Annotated in this window: 10 protein-coding genes; 4 read left to right on the top strand and 6 right to left on the bottom strand. The window is 67.9% G+C overall.

The genetic code is table 11. The annotated features are described in order from the left end of the window. Positions 1 to 34: 34 nt before the first annotated feature. Positions 35 to 3,241, bottom strand: a complete 3,207-nt coding sequence (locus U1708_RS01575; RefSeq protein WP_332742046.1) for an autotransporter outer membrane beta-barrel domain-containing protein — start codon at positions 3,239 to 3,241, stop codon at positions 35 to 37. A 136-nt stretch (positions 3,242 to 3,377) separates the two neighbouring features. On the opposite strand from U1708_RS01575, the gene U1708_RS01570 reads away from it, so the two are divergent. Next, entirely contained in the window at positions 3,378 to 3,869 is a 492-nt protein-coding gene (locus U1708_RS01570) for a hypothetical protein (protein WP_332742044.1), read from the top strand. 128 nt (positions 3,870 to 3,997) lie between these two features. Here the strand turns inward: U1708_RS01570 and U1708_RS01565 are convergent, their stop codons facing one another. From U1708_RS01565 to U1708_RS01550, 4 genes are all read right to left on the bottom strand, one after another. Next, positions 3,998 to 6,415: a TonB-dependent receptor gene (locus U1708_RS01565; protein ID WP_332742042.1), complete on the bottom strand. Its 2,418-nt coding sequence runs from the start codon at positions 6,413 to 6,415 to the stop codon at positions 3,998 to 4,000. 2 nt (positions 6,416 to 6,417) lie between these two features. Next, a complete protein-coding gene (locus U1708_RS01560) occupies positions 6,418 to 7,350 on the bottom strand; it encodes a FecR family protein (protein WP_332742040.1) in 933 nt (310 codons plus the stop codon). Positions 7,351 to 7,386: 36 nt separating this feature from the next. Beyond that, a complete protein-coding gene (locus tag U1708_RS01555) occupies positions 7,387 to 7,902 on the bottom strand; it encodes a sigma-70 family RNA polymerase sigma factor (RefSeq protein WP_332742038.1) in 516 nt (171 codons plus the stop codon). 107 nt (positions 7,903 to 8,009) lie between these two features. After that, positions 8,010 to 9,317, bottom strand: coding sequence for a chymotrypsin family serine protease (locus U1708_RS01550; protein WP_332742036.1), 1,308 nt, complete (start codon positions 9,315 to 9,317; stop codon positions 8,010 to 8,012). 142 nt (positions 9,318 to 9,459) lie between these two features. Between U1708_RS01550 and U1708_RS01545 the strand changes: the two genes are divergently transcribed. Further along, a complete protein-coding gene (locus U1708_RS01545; RefSeq protein WP_332742034.1) occupies positions 9,460 to 11,490 on the top strand; it encodes a S9 family peptidase in 2,031 nt (676 codons plus the stop codon). A gap of 252 nt (positions 11,491 to 11,742) precedes the next feature. On the opposite strand, the gene U1708_RS01540 is transcribed toward U1708_RS01545, so the two are convergent. After that, positions 11,743 to 12,678 carry a DUF808 domain-containing protein gene (locus tag U1708_RS01540; protein WP_332742032.1) on the bottom strand — a complete coding sequence of 312 codons (936 nt, stop codon included), beginning with the start codon at positions 12,676 to 12,678 and terminating at the stop codon, positions 11,743 to 11,745. Between the two features lie 133 nt (positions 12,679 to 12,811). Between U1708_RS01540 and U1708_RS01535 the strand changes: the two genes are divergently transcribed. Further along, a complete protein-coding gene (locus tag U1708_RS01535) occupies positions 12,812 to 13,822 on the top strand; it encodes an adenosine deaminase (RefSeq protein WP_332742030.1) in 1,011 nt (336 codons plus the stop codon). Beyond that, positions 13,819 to 14,814 (top strand): bile acid:sodium symporter family protein, encoded by a 996-nt coding sequence (locus U1708_RS01530; protein WP_332742028.1) that lies wholly within the window; start codon positions 13,819 to 13,821, stop codon positions 14,812 to 14,814. Before U1708_RS01535 ends, U1708_RS01530 begins: the two co-directional genes overlap by 4 nt. Positions 14,815 to 14,850 lie beyond the last annotated feature (36 nt).

The following is a 14,850-nucleotide window of genomic DNA, read 5'->3' as shown; positions in this document are numbered from 1 at the left end:
GAGCCATGCCCCGCCCCCGGAAAGTGCCGCCGTCTTACAGTCCGATCTGCAGGCTGGCACGCAGCGACAGCGCGACGCGGCCCTGTTGCTGCTCGGCGTTGAACTCGCCACCCATCCGGAAGATGCCGTTGCCGCCGACGCCGCGCAGCTTGCCGACCCAGCCGCTGGTCCGCTTGTCGGGGGTCAGCGTGAACGACTGGCCGCCTTCGAACGATGCGGTGGTAGCGCCGAGACCGCCGCCGACGATCTGGCGACGGCCGCCTTCGGCTTCGACGCGGAACCAGCCATTCTCGAACTTGGGTCCGCCGAAGTTCAGCCCGAGTGCGCCGCTGCCGGTGACCGCCAGCTCGTCGCTGCTGCGCGACTGGACGACGAGGTCGATCGCCTTGCCGCCGCCGGTCTCGCTATAGCCGTCCTCCTTGAGCTTGTAGTAATCGATCGCGAGCACCGGGCGGAAGGTGAACACGCCGGTGCCGACCTCGTACGACAGGCCGCCGGACGCCGCGTACAGCGTACCGTCCCAGTCGCCGTTGGCGGTCCGCGCAACCGCCTCGCTCCCGATCGAACCGCTGAAATCACGTGAACCTGCGAACTGGATCTTGGCGCCCGACGCACGGGCGTTTGCCTGCAGACCGCCCCAATGCCCGCGCCAATATCCGGCAAGCTCATACTGGTTCGACCGCACTTCGTTGTTCGTGCCGTCATCGGCGTCCTGCCCGTTCAGATACGCGAACGAGGTACCGAAATTGCCGACGCCGGTCTTGTACTCGGCGCCTGCCGATACGCCCCAGCCGCTTATGTCGTAGCCTGCGGTATCGGAGATGCTCTTCGACGTTCCCCAGGCGACCTGGGTCACCCAATAGCCCCATTTGCCTTCGTCCTTGAACGGGCCATGCGGGTCGGCGAGCAGGCGAGCGGTCGCACGCGAGCCCATCGTTACGGCTTCGAACGTGCCGCCGGCATGGTCGGGCAGCATCTGGCGGATCGAGCCGCGGAACGCGTCGGCCTCGGTGATGTTCAGGAACGCGCCGCCGACCTTCGCGTCGTTGCCGAGCGCCTTGTAGATCGCGTCATACGCCGACGCCTGCGAGCGGTTGAGGCCGAGTTCGGTCGACGATTTGCGTGCGACATCGACCGCGAGATCGTTGCCCGTGCCGGTCGCGATGCTGCCCTTGTATAGGAACGGGAGCAGCGTCGTGGTCGCGGTCAGGTTCGCGGCACCCGTCAGCGTTCCCGCGCGGAGGACGGTGTAGCGCCCCTCGGCATCGACGACGCTGGTGAGCTTCAGCGCGAGCTTCGAGTCCTTGTCGAACGCAGCCGTGCCCGCGACCTGGATCGCCGTGCTGGTGCCGCCGGTCTTGTCGAGCGTCACGGCGAGGATACCGCCGCCGCCGACCGACAGCGACGCGATCGATGCGGCCTTGGTGATGTCGAGCGTGCCGCCGTTGACCGCGACCGCGAGGCCGCCTGAATTGGCGAGCGTGCCGGAGAAGCGCGAGGTGCCGCCGAGCGTCAGCGTGTCGCTGCCACCGCCGAAGTCCGCCGCGCCGCTGAACACCGACGTGCCAGCGAGCGTGAGCGCGTCGCTGCCTGCACCGAACACTGCGCCCCCGGTGAAGTTGGCGTCGCCCGAAAGCGCGAGGCGGTTGTTGCCGCTGCCGAAGCGCGCGGTACCGGCGACGGTGCCATCCGCGACGTCGAACACGTCGTTGCCGCTGCCGAAGCGCACGTCGCCGACGATTGCGGGCGCCGTGATGCCGGTCGCGACCGCGGTCTGGCGGACGATCGTGCCGGTCGTATTCGCCGAGAGATCGATGGCGACGTTGCGCTCGGACGTCGCCAGCGCGCCGGATGCGCCGATCCCGCCGCTGTTCTCGACCAGCGTGACGGTGCCCGACCGATCGAGGATGCCGATCGCGGTGCCGTCGGCAGCCTGCGCGGTCGCCTTGATCGTGCCGCTGTTGCGGATCGTGCCGACCGATGCGCCGGCGTCGATCAGAACCGCCGTCGAGCGCGATGCCGCCGTGCCGCCGCCTGCCGCGGAGATCGTGCCTGCGTTACGGATTTCAGGGGTCGACGCACCCGCACCGAGCTTCATCGCGGTCGCGCTCGCGCCATTGGCGGTTGCCGATACGGTCCCGTTGACGCCGATCCCGCCTGCGATCGTCAAGGCACCGCCGAGACCACCGACCGCGAGACCATTGCCTTCGACACCGCCATAGACGCCGCTGCCCGCGATGCCGCCGTCGACGATCAGGCCGAAGCCGGTCCCGGTACCCGCGACCGGGCCGATCGCGACGACGCGCGTGGCCGATCCGATCTGCACCGCCGGTGCCGCACCGAACGAGGTGATCGCCGCGGAGCCTTCGGTGGCGTCGGGAAGACCGTCCTTGTCCTCGTCGGTATCGGTCGTGCTCGCGTCCTTCGGCGGGATCGCGAAGATGATGCCGCCCGACACGTTGCCCGCGACGACGAGCGCGGAGCCGCCCTGCAACAGGTCGTCTGCGTCGAGCTTCGATACGTCGGCGGGCGCCGTCGCATAGCGATAGCCGGTCGAGCCGAGCGCGCCCTGCACCACCAGCGCGCCCGTGATGTTGCCATCGACGCGCGCGGCGACCGCGCCCTGTCCGATCGCGGCGATAGTGCCCGCAAGCCGGACGTTGCCGGTGACGTCGGCGATCCGCACGCCGGTCGATCCGTTGCCGGTGACCGATGTCTGGCCGTCATGCGTGAAGGCGCCGGTCAGCGGTCCGCCGAGCCAGATGCCCGCGGAGTTGTTGCCCTTCACCGTGATCGCGCCGCTGTTGACGATCGCGCCGGTGTACGCGCCCGCGGTACGGATTCCGGTCCGTCCAGTGCCCGCCGCGAACGGGCCGTCGAGGTCGCCGTCCTTGTCCGTGTCGGTCGCGACATAGCTTTCGTCGATGATGATCTTGCCGGTCGCCGCGTTGGTGATGCCGCCGCCGGTGCCTGCGTTGGCGAGGATGCCGGTCGAGCCGTCGACGTTGGTGACCTGGATCGTGCCTTCGTTGGCGACCGAGTTGACGCTGTCGACCGTTACGGCGGTGCCACTCGTCGGCGTTACCGAACCGGCGGCGGCGATGCGGATATTGTCGGGCGCTCCAGCCTTGATCGACGAGGTCCGCACCGCGTCGGTCCGCTTGGTGTCGATCACGGTCTGCGCCTGGGCGCCGGTCGTTACCGCGAACAGGCAGGTGGTGGTCAGCAGAAGACGACGCATACGGAACCCTTTTCGATGTGTTTTCGAGAAGAGGACGGAGACGCGGCCCGCGAACCTTTAACCTTGGTGGAGTATGACGCGGCACAAGAGTCGCGGCGGCGCGTTGTGCGGCGGATATCTTCAGGGAAATGACAGCATGATCACTACTATCGCCGAACTCGACCGCATCCGCGACGACAGCAAGCGCCTCGTCACGACGCGCTCGATGATGTCGGCAGGCGCGGCGGTCGTGCCGATCCCCGGCGCGGATATCGTCGCGGACATCGGGCTGCTCACCAAGCTGCTACCCGAGATCAGCAAGCGATTCGGTCTCGATCACGAGCAGGTGCAGAAACTGGAGCCGCAGCTTGCGCAGCAGGCGCTGGTGATGGCGTCGAGTCTGGGCAACACGATGATCGGCCGGATGGTCACCAAGCGGATCGTCGTCGCGCTCCTCCGCCGCGTGGGGGCTCGCGTGGCGGTGGGATCGATGGCGAAGTTCGTGCCGTTTGCAGGTTCCGCGGTGGCGGCGACGATTAGCTTCGGCGCGATGAAGCTGGTCGGCAATTCGCATGTGGAGGATTGCTACAAGACGGCGCTGGCACTGCTCCCCGCGGATCAGCGGGCGTTGGTCAACGCGAAGGGGTGAACGACGGTGTCGTCTAGCTTCCCTCCTTGAAAGGGGGGCTGGGGTGGGTAGGCCCGTTCGAGCCACTATTGTTGGAATGTGTGGAAGCCGACCCACCCCCTACCCCTCCCTTTCAGGGAGGGGGGAAGTTAGAAGGCGGCGTCTAGGCCGATGCGGAAGGTCCTCGGGCGTTGCGGGGTGATTTGCCCGCTCCCCACCTGGAACGGGGTGCCGAGCGCGAACCGGTTGCCGACGCTGTCGGTCAGGTTCGTTATTCCGAGCGTCAGCCCCAATGATGGGCGCCCGACCCGTGCGGTCAGCGCGGTGTCGAGATAATCGCCCTGCTCTTCGCCGAGTACCGGCCCGACGCCGAGCCGCGACCGGCCGACATAGCGCGCCCAGCCATAGACCCGCAGTTCCAGGTCACGCCCGACGTCGCGCCGATAATCCGCCCCCACTCGCCCGGCGTAGCGCGCGATGTTCGGCACCTGGCTCATCCGCGCGAGCGCCACGAACAGCGCCGGGCTGGGCTCGGTCACGCGGCTGTCGTTGTAGGTGAAGCCCGCGTCGAGCGTCAGCCCGGCGACCGGCTTCCACCCGCCCGCCGCGCTGAACGTCCAGATCCGCCCGTCGCCGATGTTCGCCGTGCTAGGCAGACCGGTCGCGTCGATGAAGTCGGCCTGGATATCCTGCCAGATCGTATGCGACACGCTCGCCGTCAGATACGCGCGATCGACACCGGCGAGCCCGAAGCGCATGCCGCTTTCCAGCGTCCGCACCCGATCGTTCTCGAACCGCCGCACGAAATCGCTCTCGATCGCCAGTCCGCCCGGGCGGAATCCCTGCTGATACCGCCCGTACAGCGACACCTTCGGCAGCACCGCAGCGATCAGCGAGGCGGACGGCAGCACGCTCGTCTCGATCCGGTCGGCCGTCACGCGTGCGCGAGCGAGCGCGACCGTCTCCAGCCGCGCCGGTGCGATGTCCTCGCCAGTTCCTGCGAGAGATGCCCGCGTGACCCGCGCACCGGCGGTGGCGGTCAATCCGCGCACCAACTGCACGCTCCCCTCGCCGTACAGCGTCGCCTCGTCGATGCTGTTGGTCACGCCCGTGACTGGCGCGGGCGCATCGACCGGACCGAGCGAGCGCGACAGGCGCGTCCGGTTATGCGTGAAACTGCCGCCGACGACCCAGCCGAACCCGTTCCGCACAGGCCGCCATACCCGCGTCTCGTTCGCGATCATGTCGGTCGCATTGCGCTGCGCGAAAACACGCGGGCTGCCAAGGGCTGACGTCAGGGGGCTGCCGAATGCAGGCCAGTTGGTAGTCGGTAGCGTCGGATCGACTGCTGGCAGCGTCGCGTCGTACCGTTCGGTCAGCGTCTGGCTGACGATCCCGGTCGAGGATTTGACCTTCAGCCCGCCGATCGAGCCCGACACGACGACCTGCCCCAACGTGTAGTCCGCGGAGAAGCCCTGCACGATCGCGCTCGACCGCGTCAGCGGCGGCGCGTCGCGGTCCGCGTACTGGCTATCGTCGCCTTTGGTCCATTGCCCGATCCCGCCGACATCGACCGTCCAGCCATTCCCCGCATCGAGCCGCAGCGCCGCCCGGCCGCCACCGATCCGCGTCCGGTTTACGTCGCGCCGGGCGAGCACCGGATTGTCGATATACCCGCCCTCGCTCACGCCGTAGCCGACGACGCGCAGCGCCACGCGCTCGCCGAGCGGCACGTTCAGCGTCGCGCCGAGGTCAGCACCCGGATCGCCGTGCCACGTCGCCGAGAGACCGCCTGCGATCGTCGCCGACACCGCGCCCAGCTCCGGTGCATTCGGCACGGTGCGGATGATCCCGCCGAGCGAGCCTGCGCCGTACAGCGTCCCCTGCGGCCCTTCGAGCACCTCGACCGAGCCGATATCGTATAGCCGCAGATCGGGATCGGGCGCGTTGTAGCTCAGCCGCAGGTCGCCGAAATATTGCCCCACCGTGGTTTGCGTCGGTCCGGTGAAACTGGAGTCAGCGATGCCCCGGATGAACAGCTTGTTTCGCCCCGCGCCGAGATGCGTCGACGATACGCTGGCCAGCCGCGCGAGGATTGCCTCGGTCCCGCCCGCGCCGCCGAGCGCGAGATCGACGCCGTCGAGCAACGCCACCTGCCCCGCGAAATCGCGCAACCGGACGTCGCGCTTGCTGCCGGTGACGACGATGTCCGCGCCCTGGACCGCCGGTGCCGGCACGGGCACGATCTTCGGACGTTTCACCCGGACTATCGCGACATGCGGCGCGCGCGCGACGAGCCGCCATCCCAACGGTCCTGCGGCTGCGACGTCAGCGTTTGCCGCGACTGCGAGCCGGTCGAGCGCCTCGCGTGCGCTCATCCGCCCGCGCACCGCCGGCACACGCCGCGCCCAAAGTCCCGGATCGCCGACAACGATGCTCGTCCCCGACTGCCGCCCGAGCGCCAGCACCGCGTCGCCAAGATGCCCCGCCGGCAGGTCGACCGCCCCCTGCCCCGCCTGCGCGGGAGCGGCGACGGCGAGCGCCGCGACGACCAGACATCCGTGCATCCTCACGAGCGGGAGGACATCACCCAGTGGCCACCACGCTTGCGGATCGCGACCCCCAGCAGCGGCGCGGCCAGTCTCGGATCGCCCACCAGCTTGGCGGTGGCGATGCTGCCGCTGAACGGCCGCTTCGCCACGGTCGGGTCGGCGCGCAGATCGACGCCGAGCGCGCGCGACAGGTCGTCCGCGACTTCCGCCAGCGTCGCACCTTCATACGCCAGCACGCTGTCGCGCCACGATCCGACGCTGGCGACGTCGACATTGGTCACGGTCGCCTCGCCGTCGCGCACGACCAACCCCTGCCCCTTCACGAGCCGGATGCCGTCGCGTCCCGGGTTATAGTCGACCGCGCCCTCGGACACCGCGACGTGGGTCTCGCCACGCGCGAACTTCACGTCGAACGCGGTCCCGACATCGACCAGTCGCGCGCCACCGACGCTCACCTCGAACGGATCGCTGTCGTCGTGCCGGACCAAGAACATCGCCTCGCCGCGCTCCAGTGTCGCGATCCGCGGGTCGTCGCGATCGAGCATCAGGCGTGTCGCACCACCCATCGCGATGCTGCTCCCATCGGCGAGTTGCACCGTCCGCATGGCGCCCGCTGCCGTCTCGACCGCATAAGGGCGCGCGCGCGTTTCGATCGCCTCATAGCCGACGAACAGTGCCAGCGACGCCGCGATCGCGCCGCCGGTCCAGACCGGCCAACGTCTCCGCGGAGGCTGCATCAGGATCGGCGCGGCCTGCACGGGAGGCACGGATGCCGCCATCTCCTCGATATCGGCCGACATCGCGTGATAGGCCACCGCGTGACGCGGGTCCGCCTCCAGCCAGGCGTGGAACGCCGGCCAGTCGTCGAACGCATCGCTGCCGGTCCGGACGACCCAGTCCAGCGCAGCCTCGTTCAGCGCAGGCGCGTCGATATCGTCATGCTCCGCCATCATGGCCTCCTATAGCTGAAGACGGAGACGATCGTATCAGACCTCATCATAACGTCGCTTCGCATCGATCATCGCGCGATAGGCCTTTCGCAGGTCGCCCTCGACGGTGCTGAGACTCACGCCGAACTCCGCCGCGACCGTCCGCTGCTCGACCCCATCGATCCGGTGGCGACGGAATATCCGCGCCGCCCGGTCGCCGACCGACTGCAACGCCGCCTCCGCCAACGCCGCCTGCTCGCGCGCGATCACGACGCGCTCGGCGGACGGCTCCTCGGACCGATCGAGCGAAGCGCCGCCGGTCGCCTCGGTCCATTCCCGATCGCGCTTCTCCGCCTGCCGCACCGCGCGATGGCGATCGAGCATCAGGTTGTTCGCCATCCGGTACAGATACGACAGCGGCGACGCGATCGGCCCGGTCGGCGCCGATTGTATCCGCATCCACAGCTCGTGCAGCAGATCCTCGGCCGCATCGCCCGCACCGAGCGACCGGAGAAACCGCAGCAGCGTGTCGCGGTTCGCGAGGAAAACGGCCTCAAGGCCCGAGGAGTCCATGTTCCGCCCGTGTCGATAGGCCGCCGATCGGCGCTCGACGGCGCCGTGTTCCCGGCGGGACGTACAGCGCTTGGCGGAGAGACACAATCGACCCGCCCGGCACCCTGTTACCGATGCAGCAACGTCCAGCCCTGCGGCAGATAGTCCGTCGACATGTAATAATAGAACAGGCACGTGCCGTCGCGGCGATAAGTCCCGCCCTTGACGAGACCGAGCGCGGTGGTGCCCTCGAACACCGGCGCGCCGCTGTCGCCCGCCTTGCACGTCGGCCCCTCGACCGCGACCCAGGTCGGCAGGCACGCGCCGCCGCACAGATCGCCCGCGGGCGCGAAATCGACCATCGCCACCACCGCACAGCTATACCCGGTCCGCTCGCCGCGATGACACACGAAGTCGCCCGCGCGCGTGCTGGTGCGGTAGCGCCATGTCGCGACGGGCCGCGCGAGCGTCTTGGCGGTGTCCGCGTAGAACAGCGGCGCGTAGGCGATGCCCGGGGCGGTCGCGACGTTGACCTGTACGTCCTGATATCCCCAGCCCCATTGCCCGACGAACGCCAGCGGCCATTCCTCGCGGCTGCCGTCCGAAGGGCGCTTGCCGACATAGGAGAGCGTGTCCGGGCAATGCGCTGCGGTGACCACGCCGTTGCGCACGCCGTCGGACACGACGAAGCCGGTCGTGCAGGCATAGCGCTTGCCATCGACGGTACCGACCACACGCGCACCACCCTCGATCGCGCTGCCTGATATTGGTGCAGGGGTTACCTGATTCACGGCGGGAGCAGCCTCGACCTGCATGTCGACCGGCGGCCGATCGACGACATCGATGCGCACCGGCACGCCCGTCATCGCCGCGATCCGCGCGCGCAGTTCGCCGTTCCGGTCGAGATCGGCGTCGGCGCTGACGGTCATCACGACGAGCTCGCCGGTCCGCTGGTCCACGCCGAGTCCGGGCGGATGCGGCAGGGAGTCGCGGATCTTCGCCTGATAGGTGGTGATCGCGGCGAGCACCGCGTCGCGCGTCGCGGTGGCGCCGGTGCGGAAGACGATCGGAACGGTCATGCCGCCAGCGACTACCGATTGGTCGGGCACGGGAACGGTACCGGTCAGCAGCACGACGATCCGGTAGGTCGGCAGATGCTCGATCGCGATCCCGGCCCAGCGATCCTTGAAGGTTTTGTGCAGCGCGTCGGTCGCCGGCACGCTGTCGCCCTGCGCACGCAGCCGCCGCAACGCCTCGTCGAACGGCACACCGAACCGCCGCGCATACTCGCCCGCGTCCTGCATCAGCGCATCGACCGGCAGTTGCACCTGCGCCGCGCCGCCGGCGGGCGGGGGAGCGACCTGCGCGGCGGACGCGGTCGCCATGGCAACCGCGAGCAGCGCGCTCGCCGTCCCGCGGATCAAAGACTTCAACATGCAAGGCGATCCTGGAGGCGTTGGGCGATCATGACCTGATACTGCCATGATCTGAACCGATGCTGTCATGCAAGCGAAGCCGGGGCATGCAAGCGATCGGGGTGATTGCGCGCGATCTCGCAAGCGTCCTATCAAGCACGCCATGAAGATCCTGCTCTCCGCCAGCCTCGCCGTGCTCGCCTTTGCGAGTGCCCCTGCCGCCGCCCGGCAACTCACCATCGACGACGTGACGATGCTCAGCCGCGTCGGTGCGCCGACCGCGTCGCAGGACGGACGCTGGCTCGTCTGGGCGCAGCGCGAGACCGATCTCGCCGCCGACAAGGGGCGCTTCGATCTCTGGCGGCTCGACCTGAGCACGCCGGGCGCGACGCCGGTGAAGCTGCTCGCCGATCCGCAGGTCAACGAGAACGACCCGCAGATCGTCGGCAGCACGGTGTATTTCACGTCGGACAAGGGCGGCGAGGATGCGATCTGGTCGGTGCCCGTGACGGGCGGCACGCCGCGCAAGCTGACCGCTTTCAAGGGCGGGTTCAGCGGCTTCAAGGTTGCGCCGACCGGCGACAAGCTGCTCGTCTGGGCGGATCGCAAGCCGGGTGCGCCGAGCCTGGAGCCGGCGATGATCAAGAAGGACCCGAACGCGGGGGCCGGGCGGACCTACGACCAGCTGTTCGTGCGGCATTGGGATACATGGGCGGACGGCACGCGCTCGCAGCTGTTCGTGTTGCCGCTGACCGCCGCGGGTGCGACCGGGAACGGCGTTCCGCTGGTCGGTGCGCTGGTCGGCGATGCGCCGTCCAAGCCGTTCGGCGGCGGCGAGGAGGTCTCGTGGAGCCCCGATGGCCGCACCGTCTATTTCGCCCTGCGCGAGGCTGGGCGGATCGAGGCGCTGTCGACCAATCTCGACATATTCTCGGTGCCGGCGGACGGCTCGGCCGCACCGGTCAACCTCACCGCGGCGAACAAGGCGACCGACAACCTCCCGACGGTATCGCCCGATGGACGCACGCTCGCATACTTCGCGATGCGGCGGCCCGGGTTCGAGGCGGATCGCCAGGTGCTGACGCTGCGCGACATCGCCAGCGGCAAGACGGTGTCGCTGACCGAGCGCTGGGACAGGTCGGTCGGCTCGATCGCCTGGGCGCCCGATTCGAAGTCGCTCTACGTGACCGCCGACGACACGCAGGAGACGCCGCTGTTTCGCGTCGATGCGTCGAGCGGCGCCGTCACGCGGCTCACGCAGGAGGGCCATGTCGGCGCCGTCGCGATCACGCCGCGCGGGCCGGTGGTGGCGATGGACAGCCTCACCGCACCCGCCGATTTCTTTCGTCTGGGCACCGGCGCACCGCAGCGGCTGACGCAGGTCAACGCCGCAAGGCTCGCCGGGATCGACATGCCGACCGTCACGCGGTTCAATTTCAAGGGCGCGAACGCCGACACCGTCTGGGGCTATGCGGTGAAGCCGTACGGCTCGGCGGGCAAGGTGCCGATCGCGTACATGGTCCACGGCGGACCGCAGGGATCGAGCAACAATAGCTGGTCGTATCGCTGGAACCCCGCGGTATTCGCGGGCGCGGGCTATGGCTTGGTCGCGGTCGATTTCCACGGGTCGACCGGCTACGGCCAGGGCTTCACCGATGCGATCAGCAACAATTGGGGCGGCTGGCCGCTCGAGGATCTGCAAAAGGGTCTGAAGGCGGCGACCGACAAGTTCGCGTGGCTCGATGCCGACAATGCCTGCGCACTCGGCGCGTCCTATGGCGGCTATATGATGAACTGGTTCGAGGGGCAGTGGCCCGATCGCTTCAAGTGCATCGTCCAGCATGACGGCGTGTTCGACGCGCGCGCGATGGCGTACGAGACCGAGGAGCTCTGGTTCGACGAATGGGAGCATGGCGGGAAGGCCTATTACGAGGACCCGCAGGCGTTCGAGAAATGGAACCCGGTCAACTACGTCGCGAAGTGGAAGACGCCGATGCTGGTGATCACCGGCGAGAAGGACTTCCGCATTCCGTACACGCAGGGGCTGGCGACGTTCACCGCGTTGCAGCGGCGCGGGATCCCGTCGCGGCTGCTGGTCAACCCGAACGAGAACCACTGGGTGCTGAAGCCGAAGAACTCGCGGCAATGGTATGGGGAAGTGCTGGGCTGGATGGGGAAGTGGACGGCGAAATAGGGAACTAATCCCTTCCCCAAGAGCCACCACACCGGCGGAGGCCGGGGCCCAATTGGGAAGGTCACAGTAACGAGGGGCAGTCCGCCGTTACCTCCGTTCCCCAATTGGGCCCCGGCCTTCGCCGGGGTGGTTGGTGGTGGTAGTGTTTGTCCACGTAACCGACCGCGACTTGTTTCCCCGCGAAGGCGGGGATCCAGACTGGGCTCCCGCCTTCGCGGGAGAACAAAGAGGCGTGAATGTCGCTCCCCCGGATTAGTGCGCCTTCTTGCCCTTCACCGCATGCAACCCCAGCGCGATCGCGCCGCCCAGGATCAACCCGACGATCCCCGAGAAGAACGCGTTCACCGCCCAGTTCACCGCGCCCTTCGCGACCGGCACCGCCGCGGCGGCGCTCTCGGCGGTGTGGTGGATCCAGTGCGGCACAGCGGTGAACCCGAACTCCTCGACGCCGTGGACGATGATCTGGCCGCCGACCCACACCATCGCCGCGGTCCCGATCACCGACAGCGCCGACATCACCAGCGGCATGCCCTTCACCAGCCCCCGCCCGAGCGCCTGCACCGCCGCGCCGTTGCGCTGCGCCAGATGCAGGCCGATGTCGTCCATCTTCACGATCAGCGCGACCACGCCGTACACCGCGATCGTGATGACAATGCCGACCAGCGCGAGCACGATCGCCTGCTCCCAGATCGGCTTGGTCGCGACGTCGGACAGCGCGATCACCATGATCTCGGCGGACAGGATGAAGTCGGTGCGGATCGCGCCCGAGACCTTTTGCGCTTCGAGCGTCGCCGCATCGACCGGCGCCTCGACGACCTCTTCGGCATGACCGCCGCCGAACGCCTCGAGGATCTTCTCCGCGCCCTCGAAGCATAAATACGTGCCGCCGAGCATCAGCAACGGCGTCAGCAGCCACGGTGCGAACGCGCTCAACGCGAGCGCCGCGGGAAGAATGAAGACCAGCTTGTTGCGGAACGAGCCGAGCGCGATCTTGCCGATCATCGGCAGTTCGCGCTTCGGCTCGAACCCGACCATGTAGCGCGGCGTCACCGCGGCATCGTCGACCACCACGCCGATCGCCTTGCTGCCCGCCTTGCCGGTGGTCGCGGCGATATCGTCGAGGCTGGCGGCGGCGAGCTTGGTGATCCCGGCGATGTCGTCGAGCAGTGCGACCAGTCCTGTGGGCATCGAGTCTGTCCTTAGCGTAGGTTTACGCGCTCGGTAACGTGACAGGATTGTCATGCAACGGCTTTCGCACTTGCGGTAGTGCACGGCGCGCGGAATGGTTGCAGCCACCGCGACCCAAGCGACAGGATCCGACATGACCGACGACTTCATCACGAACCTGCCCAAGGCCGAACTCCACCTCCATATCGAGGGTAGCCTGGAGCCCGAACTCATGTTCGCGCTGGCCGAGCGCAACAAGGTCGCGATCCCGTTCAGGAGCGTCGAGGACGTCCGCGCGGCCTACAGCTTCACCAACCTCCAGACCTTCCTCGACATCTATTATGCGGGGGCCGCGGTGCTCCAGACCGAGGAGGACTTCCGCGATCTGGCGGTCGCCTATTTCGACCGGGTCGCGGCAGACGGCGTGGTGCATGCCGAGATCTTCTTCGATCCGCAGACGCACACGCACCGCGGCATACCCTTCGACGTGGTCGCGCGCGGCCTGTTCGCGGGGATCGACGAAGCGCATGAGAAGCACGGCATGTCGGTTGGCCTGATCATGAGCTTCCTCCGCCATCTCGACGAGGAGGACGCGTTCAAGACGTTCGCGCAAGCCGAACCGTGGCTCGACCAGTTCATCGGCGTCGGGCTCGATTCGTCCGAGGTCGGCCATCCGCCGTCGAAGTTCGCGCGCGTGTTCGCGGCGTCGGCGGATGCGGGGCTGATGCTGTGCGCGCATGCCGGCGAGGAGGGCCCGCCTGCGTATATTCACGAGGCGCTCGATATCCTCCAGGTCGACCGGATCGACCACGGCAATCGCGCGCTTGAGGATCCTGCGCTGGTCGCCCGTCTGGCGCGAGACGCGATGACGCTGACGGTGTGCCCGCTGTCGAACGTCGCGCTGCGCAACGTCGACAAGCTGGAGAATCACCCGATCGACCGGATGCTCGATCTCGGCCTGCGCGCGACGATCCATTCGGACGATCCGGCCTATTTCGGCGGCTATATCGGCGAGAATTTCCGCCAGACGGCGCGCGCCAAGAATCTGTCGCGCGAGCAGGTGGTGACGCTCGCCCGCAACAGCTTCCTGGGCAGCTTCCTCGACGACGAGGCGCTCAGCGGCCATCTCGCGACGCTGGATGCATACGTCAAAGCGCATCCATGATCGGACGTTTCCTGGCGGTCTTCGAGCCGTTCATCCTGATGCTGCTCGGCACCGTCGTGCTGGCGAGCCTGTTGCCGGCCCGCGGCGAGATGGCGACGATCGTCGGCTACGCGGCGGACATTGGCATCGTCTTGCTGTTCTTCCTGCACGGCGCGAAGCTGTCGCGTGAGGCGATCCTGTCGGGCCTGCGCAACTGGAAGCTGCATCTCGCGGTGTTGGCGGTGACGTTCGTCGCGTTCCCGCTGTTCGGTCTGGGGCTCAGCGCACTGCCGTTCGTGAATGGTCCGCTCGCTGCCGGGCTGCTGTTCCTCACGCTGCTCCCCTCGACCGTCCAGTCGTCGATCGCTTTTACCGCGATCGCGCGCGGCAACGTCGCGGCGGCGGTGTGCAGCGCGTCGTTCTCCAACCTGCTCGGTATCCTCGTTACCCCCGCTTTGGTCGCGCTGCTGATGGAAACGTCGGGCAGCGGCGGGATCTCGATCGACAGCATCGAGGCGATTATCCTGCAACTGCTCGTGCCGTTCGTCGCCGGGCATCTGCTGCGTCCGTGGATCGGCACGTGGGTCACGCGGCAGAAAGCGATGCTCACCGTGGTCGATCGCGGCTCGATCCTGCTGGTCGTCTACAGCGCGTTCGGTGCCGCTGTGGTCGAGGGGCTGTGGACCAAATTGTCGCTCGGCGACCTGATCCTGATCGGCCTGCTGTGCGCCGCGCTGCTCGCGTTCGTCCTCGCGCTCACCTTCGCGGTCGCGCGGCTGATGAAACTGCCGCGCGAAGATGCGATCGTGCTGCAATTCTGCGGCTCCAAGAAGAGCCTCGCATCCGGGGTGCCGATGGCCGGCGTGCTGTTCCCGCCCGCGCAGGTCGGCGTGATCCTGTTGCCCGTGATGCTGTTCCACCAGTTGCAGCTGATCGCCTGCGCCGTGATCGCGCGCCGCTACGCCGAGAGCGTGCCCTATAGTATTGATTTGGATCAGCATAACCGCACATGACTGGTATTTGCTTTGTTCCGCCCGTATCGGCAAGGC

This window comes from Sphingomonas arabinosi (assembly GCF_036663715.1).
In the GTDB taxonomy this organism is placed as follows: domain Bacteria; phylum Pseudomonadota; class Alphaproteobacteria; order Sphingomonadales; family Sphingomonadaceae; genus Sphingomonas.
Note: the sequence above shows the minus strand (reverse complement) of the source record. Positions and strands in the feature narration are given on the sequence as shown.